17 protein-coding genes are annotated in these 17,198 nt (G+C 65.4%); 8 read left to right on the plus strand and 9 right to left on the minus strand.

The genetic code is table 11. From position 1 onward, the window contains the following. The first annotated feature begins 27 nt into the window (after positions 1-27). On the plus strand, positions 28-2,436 hold the full coding sequence (gene clpA / locus JJB99_RS17205; protein ID WP_200499834.1) for an ATP-dependent Clp protease ATP-binding subunit ClpA: 2,409 nt from the start codon (positions 28-30) through the stop codon (positions 2,434-2,436). Between the two features lie 172 nt (positions 2,437-2,608). On the opposite strand, the gene JJB99_RS17210 is transcribed toward clpA, so the two are convergent. From JJB99_RS17210 to JJB99_RS17220, 3 genes are all read right to left on the minus strand, one after another. Beyond that, positions 2,609-3,070, minus strand: coding sequence for a PEGA domain-containing protein (locus JJB99_RS17210; RefSeq protein ID WP_200499835.1), 462 nt, complete (start codon positions 3,068-3,070; stop codon positions 2,609-2,611). Between the two features lie 127 nt (positions 3,071-3,197). Then, positions 3,198-4,619, minus strand: a complete 1,422-nt coding sequence (locus tag JJB99_RS17215) for an MFS transporter (protein WP_200499836.1) — start codon at positions 4,617-4,619, stop codon at positions 3,198-3,200. Between the two features lie 489 nt (positions 4,620-5,108). Continuing rightward, entirely contained in the window at positions 5,109-6,065 is a 957-nt protein-coding gene (locus JJB99_RS17220; RefSeq protein WP_200499837.1) for a helix-turn-helix domain-containing protein, read from the minus strand. A 198-nt stretch (positions 6,066-6,263) separates the two neighbouring features. Here JJB99_RS17220 and JJB99_RS17225 point away from each other — a divergent pair, with 198 nt between their 5' ends. Next, positions 6,264-7,280 carry a carbon-nitrogen hydrolase family protein gene (locus JJB99_RS17225; protein ID WP_200499838.1) on the plus strand — a complete coding sequence of 339 codons (1,017 nt, stop codon included), beginning with the start codon at positions 6,264-6,266 and terminating at the stop codon, positions 7,278-7,280. Between the two features lie 24 nt (positions 7,281-7,304). Then, the gene (locus JJB99_RS17230) at positions 7,305-8,345 is read left to right on the plus strand and encodes a phenylacetaldoxime dehydratase family protein (protein ID WP_200499839.1); all 1,041 of its coding nucleotides are present in this window, start codon (positions 7,305-7,307) and stop codon (positions 8,343-8,345) included. Here the strand turns inward: JJB99_RS17230 and JJB99_RS17235 are convergent. Together JJB99_RS17235 and JJB99_RS17240 are read right to left on the minus strand one after the other, a co-directional pair. After that, positions 8,342-8,980, minus strand: a complete 639-nt coding sequence (locus JJB99_RS17235; RefSeq protein WP_200499840.1) for an HAD family hydrolase — start codon at positions 8,978-8,980, stop codon at positions 8,342-8,344. The genes JJB99_RS17230 and JJB99_RS17235 overlap by 4 nt on opposite strands. Positions 8,981-9,050: 70 nt before the next feature. Beyond that, positions 9,051-10,067, minus strand: a complete 1,017-nt coding sequence (locus JJB99_RS17240; RefSeq protein ID WP_200499841.1) for a TRAP transporter substrate-binding protein — start codon at positions 10,065-10,067, stop codon at positions 9,051-9,053. Positions 10,068-10,106: 39 nt separating this feature from the next. Here JJB99_RS17240 and JJB99_RS17245 point away from each other — a divergent pair, with 39 nt between their 5' ends. From JJB99_RS17245 to tsaA, 4 genes are all read left to right on the plus strand, one after another. After that, positions 10,107-11,126: a lytic transglycosylase domain-containing protein gene (locus JJB99_RS17245; protein WP_246775280.1), complete on the plus strand. Its 1,020-nt coding sequence runs from the start codon at positions 10,107-10,109 to the stop codon at positions 11,124-11,126. 109 nt (positions 11,127-11,235) lie between these two features. Then, positions 11,236-11,976 (plus strand): AzlC family ABC transporter permease, encoded by a 741-nt coding sequence (locus tag JJB99_RS17250; protein WP_200499842.1) that lies wholly within the window; start codon positions 11,236-11,238, stop codon positions 11,974-11,976. Beyond that, a complete protein-coding gene (locus tag JJB99_RS17255) occupies positions 11,973-12,323 on the plus strand; it encodes an AzlD domain-containing protein (protein WP_200499843.1) in 351 nt (116 codons plus the stop codon). Before JJB99_RS17250 ends, JJB99_RS17255 begins: the two co-directional genes overlap by 4 nt. 32 nt (positions 12,324-12,355) lie before the next feature. Further along, positions 12,356-12,847 carry a tRNA (N6-threonylcarbamoyladenosine(37)-N6)-methyltransferase TrmO gene (gene tsaA, locus JJB99_RS17260; protein WP_200499844.1) on the plus strand — a complete coding sequence of 164 codons (492 nt, stop codon included), beginning with the start codon at positions 12,356-12,358 and terminating at the stop codon, positions 12,845-12,847. Positions 12,848-12,935: 88 nt separating this feature from the next. Here the strand turns inward: tsaA and JJB99_RS17265 are convergent, their stop codons facing one another. The 4 genes from JJB99_RS17265 to JJB99_RS17280 form a co-directional block, all read right to left on the minus strand. Then, positions 12,936-13,364, minus strand: a complete 429-nt coding sequence (locus JJB99_RS17265; protein WP_200499845.1) for an HIT family protein — start codon at positions 13,362-13,364, stop codon at positions 12,936-12,938. 63 nt (positions 13,365-13,427) lie between these two features. Then, positions 13,428-14,669, minus strand: a complete 1,242-nt coding sequence (locus tag JJB99_RS17270; protein ID WP_200499846.1) for a GNAT family N-acetyltransferase — start codon at positions 14,667-14,669, stop codon at positions 13,428-13,430. Positions 14,670-14,863: 194 nt separating this feature from the next. Then, positions 14,864-15,610: a glycerophosphodiester phosphodiesterase gene (locus JJB99_RS17275; RefSeq protein WP_200499847.1), complete on the minus strand. Its 747-nt coding sequence runs from the start codon at positions 15,608-15,610 to the stop codon at positions 14,864-14,866. Between the two features lie 5 nt (positions 15,611-15,615). Continuing rightward, positions 15,616-16,083, minus strand: a complete 468-nt coding sequence (locus tag JJB99_RS17280) for a RidA family protein (RefSeq protein WP_200499848.1) — start codon at positions 16,081-16,083, stop codon at positions 15,616-15,618. A 256-nt stretch (positions 16,084-16,339) separates the two neighbouring features. Here JJB99_RS17280 and JJB99_RS17285 point away from each other — a divergent pair, with 256 nt between their 5' ends. Beyond that, a complete protein-coding gene (locus JJB99_RS17285; RefSeq protein ID WP_200499849.1) occupies positions 16,340-17,185 on the plus strand; it encodes a cell envelope integrity EipB family protein in 846 nt (281 codons plus the stop codon). Positions 17,186-17,198 lie beyond the last annotated feature (13 nt).

Consider the following 17,198-nt stretch of genomic DNA (forward strand, 5'->3'; position numbering starts at 1 on the left):
TGATGGTGGGGGCCATAGAGGACGCGAATGCCGACTTTTTCCCAAAGCCTTGAACAATCCCTGCATCGTGCGCTGGCGATCGCAAACGAGCGTCATCACCAATACGCGACGCTCGAGCATCTTTTGCTCTCCTTGATCGACGACTCCGATGCAGCCGCCGTCATGCGCGCCTGTAGCGTCGATCTCGACAAGCTCCGCACGAGCCTCGTCAACTACCTCGAAACCGAATTCGAAAATCTGGTGACGGATGGCGCCGATGACGCCAAGCCGACAGCGGGCTTCCAGCGCGTGATCCAGCGCGCGGTGATTCACGTGCAGTCCTCCGGTCGCGAAGAGGTGACCGGTGCGAACGTGCTGATCGCAATCTTTGCCGAGCGCGAGAGCCATGCCGCGTATTTCCTGCAAGAGCAGGACATGACGCGCTACGATGCCGTCAACTACATCAGCCACGGCATTGCCAAGCGGCCGGGCGTCTCCGAGGCGCGCCCCGTTCGCGGCGTCGACGAGGAGACCGAGACCAAGGGCAACGAGGACGCCAAGAAGAAGGGCGAGGCGCTCGAGACCTATTGCGTCAACCTCAACAAAAAGGCGCGCGACGGCAAGATCGATCCGGTGATCGGACGCAATTCCGAGATCAACCGCGCGATCCAGGTGCTGTGCCGGCGGCAGAAGAACAATCCGCTGTTCGTCGGCGAAGCCGGCGTCGGCAAGACCGCGATCGCGGAAGGGCTCGCCAAGCGCATCGTCGACAGCGAGGTGCCGGAGGTTCTGGCGGCCGCGACCGTGTTCTCGCTCGACATGGGCACGTTGCTCGCGGGCACACGCTATCGCGGCGACTTCGAGGAGCGCCTGAAGCAGGTGCTCAAGGAGCTCGAGGCCCATCCCAATGCGATCCTGTTCATCGACGAGATCCACACCGTGATTGGTGCCGGTGCAACGTCGGGCGGGGCGATGGATGCCTCGAACCTGCTCAAGCCCGCGCTCGCCTCGGGCACGATTCGCTGCATGGGCTCGACGACCTATAAGGAATACCGTCAGCACTTCGAGAAGGACCGCGCGCTGGTGCGGCGCTTCCAGAAGATCGACATCAACGAGCCGACGGTCGAGGACGCCATCGCGATTCTCAAGGGCCTCAAGCCCTACTTCGAGGACTACCACCGGCTCAAGTACACCAACGAGGCGATCGAGGCGGCGGTGCAGCTGTCCTCGCGCTACATCCATGACCGCAAGCTGCCGGACAAGGCGATCGACGTGATCGACGAATCCGGCGCGGCGCAGATGCTAGTGGCCGAGAACAAGCGCAAGAAGACCATCGGCATCAAGGAGATCGAGACCACGATCGCCTCGATGGCGCGGATCCCGCCGAAGAGCGTGTCGAAGGACGACGCCGAGGTGCTCAAGCATCTCGAGCAGACCCTGAAGCGCACCGTGTTCGGCCAGGACAGGGCGATCGAGTCGCTCGCCGCGTCGATCAAGCTCGCACGCGCCGGCCTGCGCGAGCCGGAGAAGCCGATCGGCTGCTACCTGTTCTCGGGTCCGACCGGCGTCGGCAAGACCGAGGTCGCCAAGCAGCTCGCGGCGACGCTCGGCGTCGAGCTGCTGCGCTTCGACATGTCCGAATATATGGAGCGGCACACCGTGTCGCGCCTGATCGGCGCGCCTCCCGGCTATGTCGGGTTCGACCAGGGCGGCCTGCTCACCGACGGCGTCGACCAGCACCCGCATTGCGTGGTGCTACTCGACGAGATCGAGAAAGCGCATCCCGACCTCTACAACGTGCTGCTCCAGATCATGGACCACGGCCGGCTCACCGACCATAACGGCAAGCAGGTCAACTTCCGCAACGTGATCCTGATCATGACCACGAATGCGGGCGCGGCGGATCTCGCCAAGCAGGCGTTCGGCTTCACGCGCTCGAAGCGGGAAGGCGACGACCACGAGGCGATCAATCGGCAGTTCGCGCCGGAATTCCGCAACCGTCTCGATGCCATCGTCTCGTTCGGCCATCTCAGCGTCGAGGTGATCGGCACCGTGGTCGAGAAGTTCGTGCTTCAGCTCGAGGCGCAGCTCGGCGACCGCGACGTCACCATCGAACTGTCCGAGCCGGCCAAGGCCTGGCTGGTCCAGCACGGTTACGACGAGCAGATGGGCGCGCGCCCCATGGCCCGCGTGATCCAGGAGCACATCAAGAAGCCGCTGGCTGACGAGGTGCTGTTCGGCAAGCTCAAGGGCGGCGGCCACGTCCGCGTCGTCCTGGTCAAGGACGAGGCCGACGAGACCAAGGAGAAGATCGGCTTCGAGTTCGTCGAGGGCCCGGTCACGCCGAAGCAGGAGAAGCTGCCCGGCGCCCGCAAGCGCCCGCCGGGCAAGTCCAAGCCGGGTGGCCCCGGCGGCTCGAAGGGGCCGACCTCCAAGGGACCGCTGGTCAAGGCTTGATCCGCGTTTGATGAAATCGAAAAGGCCGGCTGAACAGCCGGCCTTTTTCTTTGCGTGGCAGTTACCGGTTTCTAGAGCATGATCCGGAAAAGTGCGCAGCGGTTTTCCGAAAAGATCATGCTCAAACAACGGCCTAAAGCGCGATGACGATTCATCCTAATCTCATCGCGCTTTAAGTGCCGGTGTCTGGCGGAGGAGCCGTCGGCGGCCGCGGTTTCTTCGGCGTTGGCGGTCGTGCGCTGCGGGGAGGCGCTGAGGGCTGCATTGTTACGATGACCGGGTTGGGCTTGTGGTCGGTTGCCGCGCCGGTCGCGGCATCGACGCCCATACCGACCACGCCGCCGAGCAAGAGATTGCCCGCAAACCCTGCGGCTCCGCTGGTTTGAACGTCCCGGCTGAGCGGGACGACCTGCGGTTCATAGCCCTCCTTCTGGAAGGTGATCGAGATGTCGGCGTTCCGCTTGACCACCACGGAGCACGGTGTCGTGCAGGTGGTCGGAACCTCCAATCCGCTGACGACGGCTTCCACGCCCGACGGCGTCGATGAGATGCTGATGTTTTCGGTCGTGCCGCGCGTGACCGATGCGCAGCCGCCCAGCATGACGCTGAGCGCCACAATTCCAAATGAACGCATGAAATGCCCCTTGATCCCCGGCGCCAGTGAAGCGCAACCGGAGCGGGAGGGCAATATGTCATTAGCCCAGATAGTTAAGCCACGCACAGGTTGTGCGCGAAGCATCAATAGCTTGCGTCTGGCGCGCCTAATCCCCCTTCATCCGCTGCCCGTCCTGCACCCGCACATGCTCGGCGCCGCGCGCGCCGGCCGGCGAGAGGCGCAACATGCTGAGCAGCGCACCGCATAGCGCAAAGCCGACGCCGGCTAGCAGCGCGATCCTGGTTCCCTCCTGCGGATAGCGGCCGAGAAACAGCGCGACCAGCGCGGCGCCGACGGTCTGGCCGAGCAGCCGGGCGGTGCCGAGCATGCCGCTGGCGCCGCCGGTGCGCTCGCGCGGGGCGGCTGCGATCATGGTGCGGTTGTTCGGGGTCTGGAACAGGCCGAAACCGAAGCCGGCCAGCGCCATGCGCCAGGCGATGTCGAAGGCGACGGGCTCGGCCGGTAGCATCGCGAGCGCGGCGAGCCCGCCGGCGAACAGCAACAGGCCAATGCCGCCGAGCAGGCCGGCCGGGTAGTGTTCGACCAATCGCCCGGCGAGCGGGGCGGCGAACGCCACCGTGATCGGCCACGGCGTGATCAGGAGCCCCATATGCACGGCCGAATAGCCGAAGCGGCTTTGCAGGTAGAACGGGATCGCGACGAAGGCGAGCATCTGGGCGCAGAACGAGGCGATCGAGGTTGCGATCGACAGCGCGAAGATCGGGATCCGCAGCAGATCGACCGGCAGCAGTGGCACGGCCATATGCGTTTCGCGCCAGATCAGCGCGGTCCCCGCGATCGCCGCGACGGCGAACTCGATCAAGCAGGTGAGCAGTGGCTCGCCGTGGCCGACGCTGTCGACCGCGAAAATGCCGACACCGAAGGTGACGGCGCTCAGGCCCGCGCTCTGCCAGTCGAACGAATGCGCTGCCAGGCGCGTGTGCGGCAGGCAGCGTGCGCCGAGGACAACCGCGACCGCACCGATCGGCACGTTGATCGCGAACAGCCAGGGCCAGCTGCCCACGGCCAGAATGCCCGAGGCCAGCGTCGGTCCGATCGCGGCCGACACCGCCACCACGAGCGCGTTGCGCGCAATGCCCCGGCCGAGCTGCGCATGCGGATAGGTGAAGCGGACCAGCGCGGTGTTGACGCTCATGATGCCGGCCGCGCCAAAGCCCTGGACAATGCGCGCGACCGTCAGCAGCGGCAGCGATTGCGCCACGGCGCAGAGGGCGGAGGCCAGGGTGAACAGTGCAAGTCCCGCCAGATAGACCCGCCGGTAGCCCACGATCTCGCTGAGCGAGGCCAGCGGCAGCAGCGAGATGGTGATGGCGAGCTGGTAGCCGTTGACGATCCAGATCGAGAAGGCCGGACTCGCCCTGAGGTCAGTCGCGATCGTCGGCAGCGCCACATTGGCGATGGCGCCGTCGATCACGGACATGGTGATGCCGAGCGCGATGGTGAGAATGGCCCATCGACGCTGCGGCAAGGGCAGGCCGTCGGCCTGCTCGATCGTGATTGTCGACATTGTCAGCGGTGTCTGGCTTGGCGAATCGAACGTGCCGGTGGCGGAGTATTGCGCCAACCGGGAAGGATCGCGATGGTTCCGGAGCCCGCCCCTCCGACCTGCACGCGGTCGTGCAACAAGCCGCGACGCCGCGTGCGACGTTTTGCTTCCGAACGGCCTAGTCGTGCAGACGCATGTCGTCGAATGCAGCATCGGCAGCGCGGGCGCCATCCGCCTTCACCGAAGCCCGAGCCTCGTCTCTCATTGCCGGCGCGGGGACGCAGACCAGTTCGCTGTCACTCGCCTGCCGCGGCAACAGTGTCAGGCTCCAGCCCACGAGGACGAGCACTGCGAGCCGAATCGCAACCACACCCAGCAGCAGCTCAGATCCGCTTATCGTGGCGCGAGTTCTCATGCATGCCAGCCTGATGGAGGCCGCCCAAGAAGACAATCTGGAATTGGCGAGACATGCTTTCGCCCAGGACGAAGGCTCGGCGTGATAGCTGGCTATTAGTGCCGCAGCTGGCTCTGCCGGAAGTCGCGCGGAGACATCCCGAAATGCTCGCGGAAGACACGGCCGAAATGCGAGAGGTCGTTGAAGCCCCAGGCGAACGCGATCTCGCTGATGTGGCGGTGAGCAAGCACGGCAGAGGCGAGGTCGCGCCGGCATTGGGCGAGACGTTCGGCAAGCACATAGCGCTGGAACGACATGTCTTCGTCGGCCAGGAGATCGTTGACGTAGCGCGGCGAGATGCCGAGCGCGGCGGCAGTCTCCGCCGGCGAGAGCTCGGGATCGGAAAGGCGGGCGCGGATATGCGCCTTCAGCCGGTAGAGCAGGGCGGAGCGATGGGTCGAGGACGGCAGCGACGCCTTGCCGAGCCGTTCGCTCAGCGCCATCGCCAGCAGATCGACCGCCTGCTCCGATAAGGCAGGGGCATTGCCAGGTGCGAGCCGGTCCGCGCTCAGGCAAAGGCGGAAGATGAAATCGTAAGCGAGCCGTTCGAGCGGCGCCTCGGCCCCGAACGAGATCGCGGTGAGCGTCTCGGTGGCGCCGAGCCGGCGCTGCAACATCTCGCGCGGTACCTTGAAGATGGTCTGCGTGAAGGCGCCGTTGAACTTCAGCTCATAGGGCCGTGTCGTGTCGTAGAGCGCGAACTCGCCGGAATGAATCACGGTCTCGCGGCCGTCCTGCGCCACGCCGCCGTCGCCGCGATTGCCGAGCGCAACGAGAACAAAGTCCTGATCCGAACGCGCGATGCGGGACGGCGTCCGGTACACGTGCTGGCGGTCGGAGCAGACCTCGGAGCACACCGCCTTGCCGAGCGGGGCCTGCGTGACCGAGCCGCGAAAGGCGCTGCCGAGGTCGGACTTGCAGTCGAGCCCGACGAAGACGTCGCAGACGATGTCCTGCCACAGCGCCAGCCGCCGGTAGCCGGGGCTGCCGTCTGTCGTGAATTGGATTGGCATTGGCAAGCCTCCCTTTCACATCCTGCAAAACTGCATGTCGGCGCGGGTCGAGCCTCGGCGGAGGCAAATCCCGTACCGGGTCGGGCGATTCCGTCCAGTCGAATTTTTGTTCCGCCGCGGTCGAGCGCACGGCCGCCGGGCTTGGCCAAATAGACTGCATCGGACGTGGCTTCGGATCAACCGGCAAGGGAGGCGGGAATGGGCGTCAAACATCCGAAATACAAGGTGGCAGTGGTGCAGGCGGCGCCGGCCTGGCTCGATCTCGACGGCTCGATCGACAAGTCAGTCGCGATGATCAGGGAGGCCGCCGAGAAGGGCGCAAAGCTGATCGCCTTTCCCGAAGCGTTCATCCCCGGCTATCCCTGGCACATCTGGATGGACTCGCCGGCCTGGGCCATCGGCCGCGGCTTCGTGCAGCGCTATTTCGACAATTCGCTGTCCTATGACAGTCCGCAGGCCGAGCGGCTGCTCGACGCCGTACGCAGGGCGAAGCTGACGGCCGTGATCGGCCTGTCCGAGCGCGATGGCGGCAGTCTTTATCTGGCACAATGGCTGATCGGGCCCGACGGCGAGACCATCGCCAAGCGCCGCAAGCTGCGGCCGACCCATGCCGAGCGCACGGTCTATGGCGAGGGGGACGGCAGCGATCTCGCCGTGCACGCGCGGCCGGACATCGGCCGCTTAGGTGCGCTGTGCTGCTGGGAGCATCTCCAGCCGCTGTCGAAATACGCCATGTATGCCCAGAACGAGCAGGTGCACGTCGCGGCCTGGCCGAGCTTCTCGCTCTACGATCCCTTCGCGCCCGCGCTCGGGGCCGAGGTCAACAATGCCGCCTCGCGCGTCTATGCGGTGGAAGGCTCCTGCTTCGTGCTCGCGCCCTGCGCGACCGTCTCGCAGGCGATGATCGACGAGCTCTGCGACCGGCCGGACAAGCACGCCCTGCTGCATGCCGGTGGCGGCTTTGCCGCGATCTATGGCCCCGACGGCAGCCAGATCGGCGACAAGCTGGCGCCGGACCAGGAGGGCCTCTTGGTCGCCGAGATCGATCTCGGCGCCATCGGCGTCGCCAAGAACGCCGCCGATCCCGCCGGACACTATTCGCGGCCCGACGTGACGCGGCTCCTGCTCAACAACAAGCCCTACAAGCGCGTGGAGCAGTTTGCATTGCCGGTCGATGCCGTGGAGCCCACGGACATCGCCGCGGCGGCGAGCTGATCGCCGAAAGGGGAGGGCACGATCATGGAATCCGCAATTCCTCTGCATCTCGAGACGGCGCGTACGCGCCACAAGCGCGTGCCTGATGACTACCAGCCGCCATATCCGTCCTTCGTGGCGCGCTACAAGCCGGCCGTGAGCCGGGTCGTGATGGCCTATTTCGGCGTACAGTATCGTGGGTCAGCGACGGCGGCAGTGACCGAGGCGCTCGTTGAGATCGCCGGCCTGTTCGCTGGCGAGGGTGGCCCCTCGCATTGGGACCGCGCGCATTATGTCGAACAGGCCGGTTACGAGACCATCGTCTCGGTGGCCTATTGGGACGACATCGCGCGCTTCGACGGCTGGTTTATGTTGGCGCGCGAGGCCTGGACTGGAAGGCAGCGCGATGGGCTTGGCACCTTTATCGAGGTGCTGCGTCCGACGCTCGCGCGGCACGAGACGCTGTTTTCCTCGCTCGGCCGGCCCGAGGGCGTCGCGGCAATCGCCGACGGCATGAGCGGCGAGGTGCAGGAGCACGCTTATTGGGGCGGCATGCGCGACCGCATTCCGCTGTCACAGACCGATCCGATGTCGCCGGTCGGCAATCCAGAGCTGATCCGCGATGGTGCGCGGCTGCGCGTGAAACCACATGACAATCTCTGCCTGATCCGCTCCGGGCAGGACTGGAGCGATACCGAGGCGTCGGAGCGAAAGCTCTATCTCGACGACGTCGAGCCGGTGCTGCGCGAGGGCATGGAATTTCTGCGCGACGAGGGTCTTGCGATCGGCTGCTACGCCAACCGGTACATGCAGGTGCTCGCGGCCGACGGCAGCGTCAGCGAAAAGTCCTACGGCCAGAGCTGGTGGAAGAGTCTTGCCGCACTGGAACGCTGGGCGGAGTCGCACCCGACCCATGTCAGAATATTCGGTGCGGCGATGAAGTATCTCTCGACGCTCGGGCCGTCAGCAAAACTGCGGCTCTATCACGAGGTCACGGTGGCGGCCGCGGACGAGCAGTTCTTTGAATACCTGAACTGTCGTGCGAAGACCGGTATGCTGGCGGCGGTGGAGACCGTCGGCGGCTAGGCCACGCAGTGTCCGAGCAGCTCAGGATGCGCGGCGCAGATATGATGCGCGCCGGCATCTCTCAGTTCGGCTTCGCTGCCATAGCCGTACAGCACGCCGATCGCGGTCATGCCATTGGTGCGGGCGCCGACCACGTCATGGCTGCGGTCGCCGATCATGATCGCGCCAGCGGGATCGACCCTGGTTTCGTCGAGCGCGTAGCGCAGCAGGTCGCGCTTGTCGACGCGCGTGCCGTCGAGCTCGGAGCCGAACACGCGCTCGAAATAGGGCCGCAGGCCGAAATGATCGATGATGCGGTTGGCATAGACCGCGGGCTTGCTGGTCGCCACGAACATGCGCGGCGTCATCGCCGCGAGCGATGACAATGTCTCGGTGATTCCGCCGTAGGCCTCGTTCTCGAACAGGCCGACATCGCTGAAGCGCTCGCGATAGAGCAGCAGCGCGCGGTCGGCGAGTTCCGAACTGCCGGTGAGCTTCTCCAGGCTGGCATGCAGGGGCGGGCCGATGCACCAGACTAGCTCGTCCTCGCTCGGCACTGCGACGTTCAGCCGCTCCAGCGCGTACTGAATCGAGCGCGTGATCCCGGGTTTCGGGTTGGTCAGCGTGCCGTCGAGATCAAAATAGACTGTAACCATCAGGGCGGACCGGCGTTGATATCGTCGCCCGTTGCTAGTTGGCTGGGTCCCCAAGTCAAGCCCTGTCGCATCATTGCTGCCGGGCCCATTCGACGATCGCGGCCGCATCCGGGCTCGCCTGGGCCTCCCAGGCGGCGATTGTGCCTGTCGCCGCACTGCGGAGTGCCGCGACAAGGAACGGTGGCGCCGGCTCGGTGATGTTGACGCCATTGTCGCGCATGCGCGCATAATTCTCGGCGGTCCGATGTGCCAGCAGCGCGAACTGGCTCTGCTCGGTCTCGGCTGCGGCCGCCAGCACCTCGCGCTGCATCGGCTCGGGAAGCCCGGCAAACGCCTCGCTGCGGACGAAGGCGATCGAGATCGGCATCGCGTAATTAATGGCGGTGAAATGCGGCAGGAAGTCCCAGAGTTTTCGCCCGGCGCCGCCGTCGCCCGAGGTGAGGAACGCATTCAGTTGATGTTCCTTCAAGCCGGCCAGCGCTTTGTCCATCGGCAGGAACTGCGCGTTCGTGCCGGCTGCGCGCATGACCGCGCTGGAGTTGGCATCGTAGGCCCGCAAATTCAGCTTCGGCAAATCGTCGGCGCCTGAGAGCGCGCGATCCGACCAGAGGCCGGTCGCAGGCCAGATCGTCAGATAGAGCAGTTTGAGGCCGCGCGCGGCGAGCGCCTTCTCGTAGAGCGGGCGTGCGCGCGCGTTGGCGGCACGGGCGACCTCGATCGATTGCACCAGAAAGGGCAGGGTGGAGAGCCCGAGCACGGGATCGAGGCCCGAGAGCGCGCCTGCGAAGGCGTCGCCGCCGGCGATCCGGCCGTCCAGCGCGGCGCGCGGCATCTCGCCCGAATTGATCTTGAGCTCGTTGTCGAAGGCGTTCGTCACGGTCACGAAGCCGTTTGTGCGTGCCGCGACGCGATCGGCGAAAGCGGCGAGGCCGATCCCGGAGATATTGCTTTGCGGATATTCCGTGGTCATCCGCCAGTTGACCTGCGCCATGGCCGGCGCGGCGGACAGGACGAGGACGGCGACGGCGAGGAACGCGCGGATCCCTCTGGCGGGGAAGCGCATTGGGAGAAGCAGGTCAGGCAGCATATATTGGCAACTCGTCGAACCATGGCACGATGCCACAACATGGCAGATTATCTTGTCGCACACCACGCTGATGCGCGCCACGGCGATGCCTGGGCAGCGCTGGCGCGAATTGCATCACTCCTTGTTGCCGCGATGCTCGGCTCGACGACGGCGGCCGCGGCATGGGACAGTTCGCCCGCCAAGACCAATGTCGCCGTCCCGAGCGTCGAGGAGCTCGCGCATCCGCCGGAGAAGCCGGATGGGCGCGAGAGCGACACGCGGGAATCCATCTGCCTGATTGTCGAGGCCGCGGCGCGCGATGCCAATCTGCCGCTGGAGTTCTTCGCGCGCGTGATCTGGCAGGAGAGCCGCTTCCAGGCTGATGCGGTGGGGCCAATGACGCGCAGCGGCGAACATGCACAGGGGATTGCGCAGTTCATGCCAGGCACCGCGAGCGAGCGCGGCCTGCTCAATCCCTTCAATCCGGTGCAGGCGCTGCCGAAGTCGGCGGAGTTTCTGAACGAGCTGCGCAACCAGTTCGGCAATCTCGGCCTTGCGGCCGCGGCCTACAATGCCGGTCCGCGCAGGGTTCAGGAGTGGCTCGCCGGCACCGGCGGCATGCCGGAGCAGACCCGCAACTACGTCTATGCCATCACCGGTACCAGCGTCGATGCCTGGGCCAAGGCGGGCGCGACCGGCAAGGGCCCGCCGAGCGCACCGCCGACCAGCTGCCGCGATCTGATGGCGCTCTTGAAGCGCGCGCCGAATGCCTTTGTTGCCGAGCTCGAGCAGCATGTCGAGCTTGCCGCCGCAAAGGTCTGGGGCGTGCAGCTCGCCGCCGGCTTCGACCGCAACAAGGCGCTGGCGATGTATTCCCGGGCCGTCACCAAGCTGAGCGCCGTGATCGGCGAGCGTGATCCGAGCCTGCTGACCTCGGTGATGCGCAGCCGCGGCACACGCGCGTTCTACCAGGTGCGCATCGGCGCGGACACGCGCAACGAGGCGGATGACCTGTGCAACCGCATCCGCAAGGCGGGCGGCGCCTGCTTCGTGCTGAAGAACCGGGGTATGCGTGGTTAGGGCGCATCTCTCCGCATGCGCATGCCAGCCCCGCCGCGCGCTTCCTTGACGTGGCCGTCCGCATTGCCCGTTATGCGGGCACCATTCCGCAACCTCGGCCGGCCGTCCCTTGGCGCTTCCTCCGCTCGATTCCTCTCAATGGCAAAGTCCCTGGCACGCCTTTGCGTGGGGGCTGCGCTCGATCACGCAGACGATCCTCACACTCGTCCTGTTCGCGACTTATCTCGGCATCGGTGCGCTCGCCCATGACAGCCATTTCAGCCTGCTCTGGGCACTCTGCTCGACACTGTTCGTCTGGGCAGGCCCGGCCCAGATCATTTTGATCACCACGCTCGGCTCGGGCGCCACCATCATTCAATCGGCGATCGCGGTGACGGTCAGCGCCATCCGGCTGTTTCCGATGGTGGTCTCGGTGCTGCCGCTGATGCGCACGCCGAAGACCAGGCGGCGCGAGCTGGTCTTTGCCGCGCACCTCACCGCGGTGACGTTGTGGGTCGAGTGCCATCGCTTCCTGCCGCAGGTGCCGCGCGAGCGGCGGATCGCCTTCGTCAATGGACTTGGCTTCGGTCTGGTCTCGGTGTGCCTCACCGCCAACACGGTCGGCTATTTCCTCGCAGCAAATCTCACGCAAACGCTGGGCGCCGCGATCCTGATGCTGACGCCGCTGTCGTTCCTGTTCTCGACCGCGCGCAACAGCCGTGAGGTTGCCGACGTCGTCGCGCTGGCGCTCGGCGTTGTGCTTTACCCGCTGGCCGCGAAGATGAACTCCGGCCTCGACATCCTCGTCAGCGGCCTTGCGGCCGGTACCATCGCCTATGGCGTGCATTGGTGGCGGGAGGTGCGCGCATGAGTTACGCCGACCTCATCGGCGACTGGCATGCGCTTGTCGTGCTGTTCGTCGCCGGCGTTGTTCCGAACCAGATATGGCGCATGCTGGGCCTGTGGTTCGGCGGGGGCATCGACGAGGGCTCCGAACTGCTGGTCTGGGTGAGGGCAGTCGCCACCGCGATTCTGGCCGGCGTCATCGCCCAGATCGTGCTCCAGCCGCCGGGCGCGCTTGCGAGTGTGCCGGATGTCCTGCGCTACGGCGCGGTCGGCGCCGGCCTGATCGTCTTCCTGCTGACCCGCCGCTCGATCTTCGCGGGCGTGGTGACCGGCGAGCTCTTCATGCTGGCCGGCAAACGGTGGTTGGGCTAAAACCGCCGGCGAACAGTCGAGGAACTGGAAATATGGTTCGCGAAAACGAGCTCCGCGAGGGCGAGGTTGCCATCGAGCTGCCATCGACGGAGGATGCCGGCCTGGTCTTCATCGGTCGCATCCGCACGCCCTGGACCTCGCGGCTGGAGACGCCGCGGCAGGGGCGTCATGACGGCCCGATCTGCCGGCTCGAGATCTTCGAACCGTTCGTGCCGGCCATCAAGGGCGTGGATTTCTATAGTAATCTCGAAGTGCTGTACTGGCTTGACAAGTCGCGCCGCGACATCGTGTTGCAAAGCCCGAAGAACAACGAGAAGACCCGCGGCACCTTCTCGCTGCGCTCGCCGGTGCGGCCGAACCCGATCGGCACCTCGATCGTGAAGCTGGTGGGTATCGAGGGCAACACCATTCTGGTGCGTGGGCTTGATTGCATCGACAACACGCCGCTGATCGACATCAAGCCCGACCGCTGCGAGTTCACGCCGCTAGCTGCGCCCCAGCCGGGAGATTTCCAGACGGAGTGAGGGGCGGCGATCGTAGCCGCTTGGAGCGAAGCAGAATGCGGGGACAGTCCCGGATTGCGCTTTGCTCCATCCGGGCTAAGGGGGAGACTCAATCCCCCTTCAACGCCGCAATCAGCTTGGCCGCGTTCTCCTCCAGCACCTTGACGTCTTCCTTGCGGCTGGCGGGCGGCAGCATGGCGACGCCATCATGGCGCGGCATCACGTGCATGTGCAAGTGAAACACCACCTGTCCGCCAGCGGGCTCGTTGAATTGCTGCACGGTGATGCCGTCGGCATTGAAGGCCTTCATCGCCGCGGTGGCGAGCTTGTGTGCGCCGCGCGCGACATGAGCATAGTCGTCGGCCTTGATGTCGAGGATGTTGCGGGCAGGGGCCTTCGGGACCACCAGCGTGTGGCCTGTTACCCGCGGCATGATGTCGAGGAAAGCGAAGACGTGCTCGTCCTCATAGACCTTGTGGCAGGGAAACTCGCCGCGCAGGATCTTTGCAAAGATGTTGTTGGGGTCGTAGGCGGTCATTGCGGCTCCCAGGAATTCTCTACCAAGAATTTTGCGCTTACTGTCACCAGTCAAGCGAGGGCGTCAAGGCGCCTCGTCGGCGCCTTTGCGGAATGGGCCGAGCTCGGCCAGCTCGCGTCCGGCCTCGGCGACATAGGCGCGCTCGCGCTTGAGGTAGTCGTCGATGGCGCGACGCAGGCCCGGATCGGCGATGAAGTGGGCCGAATGCGTGGTCTGCGGAAGGTAGCCGCGCGCGATCTTATGCTCGCCCTGCGCGCCCGCTTCGACATGGGTGAGGCCGCGTTGGATGGCGAAATCGATCGCCTGGTAGTAGCAGACCTCGAAATGCAGGAAGGGATGATGCTCGACCGCGCCCCAGTTGCGGCCGAACAGCGTGTCCGAGCCGATGAAATTGATGGCGCCTGCGATCCAGCGATCATTGCGGCGGGCCATCACCAGCAGCACGTCCTCGCTCATGGTCTCGCCGATCAGCGAGAAGAACTCGCGCGTCAGGTAAGGCCGGCCCCATTTGCGCGAACCGGTCTCCATGTAGAATGCGAAGAACGCATCCCAGGCGTCCTCGGTGATGCCTTTACCCGTGAGCCAGTGGATGGTGATGCCGGCCGCGAGCGCATCGCGCCGCTCGCGCTTGATCGATTTGCGATGGCGTGAGTTCAGCGTCGCCAGGAAATCGTCGAAGCTCGCAAAACCCCGATTGTGCCAGTGGAACTGCTGGTCGGTGCGCTGGAGGAAGCCGTGCTTGGCAAGCAGCTTCCACTCCGCCTCGCGGGCGAAGGTGACGTGCACCGAGGAGGCTTTGCTGACGCCGCACAGCGCTACTAGCCCGCTCGCCAGCGCCTCTATGATGCGCTCGTGGTCGACGCCGTCGCGCACCAGCAGCCGCGGGCCTGTCGCCGGGGTGAAGGGAACCGAGACCTGAAGCTTTGGATAGTACCGCCCGCCGGCGCGCTCATAGGCGTCCGCCCAGCCGCGGTCAAAGACGTATTCGCCTTGGCTGTGCGATTTCAGATAGCAGGGCACGACGCCGACAACGCGGCCGTCGAGCTTGGCCACGAGATGCCGCGGTCCCCAGCCGGTGCGGATTGTTGCCGAACCCGATTTCTCAACGGCCAATAAAAATGCATGCGAGACGAATGGGTTATAGGCGGGTTTTGAGAGGCCGAGGAAATCGCCTGGACGGACGGATGAGGTTCCCGCACCAAGCCCGTTGCACTTGCCGCCGGGATTGGCGCAGGCGTCCCAGTCTTCGGGGGACACCTCGGCAATGGAAGGTACAGCCTCGAGCGTGATTTCGGATGATGCCATCGGTCCCAAGATCGTGCATTGCAGCAGTGACTTCAAGGGGCAGGGGAACAGAGCTCTCGTGCCCCGGACGCAGCGCAGCGCGCAGCGGTGGCTCACCTTGCCGCGCCAGTTGCGCCGCCTTCTGGGTCCCGGCTCTACACAGCAACGCTACGCGTCGCAGCGCGTCCGGGACACGAGAGCGGGCGTGCACGGGCCTACGGCACGAACCCCTCAAAGATCATCTGATCCGCGTATTGGCCGACCCGCGTCCGCTGCTCGCCCCTGCGCACGGTCCAACCGAGCAAGGCGCAGCCGAACACATTGCGGGCGATCCAGGGGGCTGGGGCCGGGAGGTGATCGACCTTGAAGGCGACGAAATGCGGCTGGGTCTGGAAGCCGTGGCGCAGGTACAGCATGCTGTCGCGCTGCTCCTGGGTCAGGTCGGCCCAATACTCGTCCTCATAGGTCCGCTGCGCGACGATGCCGCGCGGACGGTTGGGCAACAGCTCGCGCAGCGCCAGCACCTGGTCGGGATCGAACGACATGCCGACGGCGGGGCCATCGTAAGATGACAGCACCTCGGCCATCCGCCTCACCAGCTTGCGGTCGCCGTCAAAACGGCTCTTCACCTCGATCACCAGCGGCACGCGGCCGGCGACGGTGGCGCAGAGATCGGACAGCGACATCATCCGCTCGGCGGTGTCCTTGAACCTGACCGCCTTCAGCTCCGCCGCGGTCTTCGAGACCACTTCGCCGGTCGCCTCGGTGAGGCGGCCGAGCGCATGGTCGTGATGGATCATCGCCTCGCCGTCGGCCGACAGCTGGATGTCGACCTCGATCGAGAAATTGCCCGCGATCGCCGCCTGCACCGCGCCCGGCATGTTCTCGACGATGCCGCGCGAAATGTCGTGCAGGCCGCGATGGGCGATCGGCCGGGCTGTCAGCCAATCCGGAGCGCGCATGCGCGTCAGGCGACCTCGAACACGCCGTCGACCTCGACCGCCGCATCCGCGGGCAGGGAGGCGACGCCGACGGTGGTGCGGGCATGGCGGCCCTTGTCGCCGAACGCAGCGACCATCAGGTCGGAGGCGCCGTTGAGCACCTTCGGCCCGTCCAAAAAATCCGGCGCCGAGTTGATGAAACCGCCGAGGCGCACAACGCGCACCACCTTGTCAAGGTCGCCGAGCGCCGCCTTGACCTGGGCCAGCAGGTTGACGGCACAGCCGCGCGCGGCCGCGGCGCCGTCCTCGAGAGAGACGCCGGCGCCGAGCTTGCCCTTGGCAATCAGCTTGCCTGAGGGATCGAAGCAGACCTGGCCGGAGACGAACAGCAAATTGCCAGTGCGTACGAAGGGGACGTAGTTGGCGACGGGGGTGGGGGCCTCGTGCAGCTTGATGCCCTGTTCCGCCAGTTTCTGCTCGACCGTGCCCGCCATGTTCGACCTCGTTGTCCAAAAATTCGTCCAGGATTCGTCAGCCCGGGCACTGTCTATTGGCCCGGCGCGTCCTGTTTCGCCCATCGTACCGCCACATGCAAGCAACCGGAGGCACTGCATTTTGTTGAGGCAGGGCGGGCGGTTCAATGGAGGCGCCGCAACTTTACGTGAGACCGCCTCAGTTGCGACGCAATGGAACAGTCATTAAAATGTCGAATCTGCGCTTTCGCCAAGGACGCATCCCCAAGGAACAGATATGCTGCACCTTTTCCGGACCTCGCTCGGCATGATGGCGCTCGCGGCGGCCAGTTTCGGCCCCGGCAGCGGGGCGCAAGCCGCCAACGGTCCGTTCCTCGCGCACCAGGCGCTGTACGACCTCAGCCTCGTCAAATCGCGCTCCAATTCGGTCAACAGTGCGCGGGGTCGCATTCTTTACAACTTCACCGGGAGCACTTGCGAAGGGTACACTTCGGAATTCCGCCAGGTGTCCGAGCTCGACAGCGGCGAGGGAAAGGTCACGCTCAGCGATCTCCGCTCCAATTCCTGGGAGGACGCCGCCGGCAAGAGCTACCGCTTCAAGATCGAGACGCGGATGAACGAGGCCGATGCCGGTCGGGTCGACGGTTCGGCGGAACGCGACGGCGACCACATCAACGTCAAGCTGAAGCTGCCCGCGCCCAAGACCTTCACCCTCGACGGCAAGATCGTGTTCCCGACCGAGCAGATCCAGCGCATCATCGCGGCGGCGAAGGAGGGCAAGTCGCTGCTGGAGCTCTCCGTCTATGACGGCTCCGACGACGGCCAGAAGGTCTACAACACGCTCACAGTGATCGGCCAGCCGATTCCCGCCGACCGCGTCACGTCGTCCGATCCGTCGACCTCCGACGAGCACATGAAATCGCTCAAGCGCTGGCCCGTCACGGTGAGCTATTTCGACCGCGACGTTCAGCAGAAAGAAGGCGAGCAAACGCCCGTCTATGCAATGTCGTTCGAGCTCTACGAGAACGGCGTCTCCCGCCAGCTCGTGCTCGATTACAACGATTTCGTCATCTCCGGCGCCATGGGCAAGTTCGACGTCAAGGACAGCAAGCCCTGCAACTAAGCGCCGAGCCCCA

The organism is Bradyrhizobium diazoefficiens, assembly GCF_016616235.1.
GTDB classification, from domain to species: Bacteria; Pseudomonadota; Alphaproteobacteria; order Rhizobiales; family Xanthobacteraceae; genus Bradyrhizobium; species Bradyrhizobium diazoefficiens_H.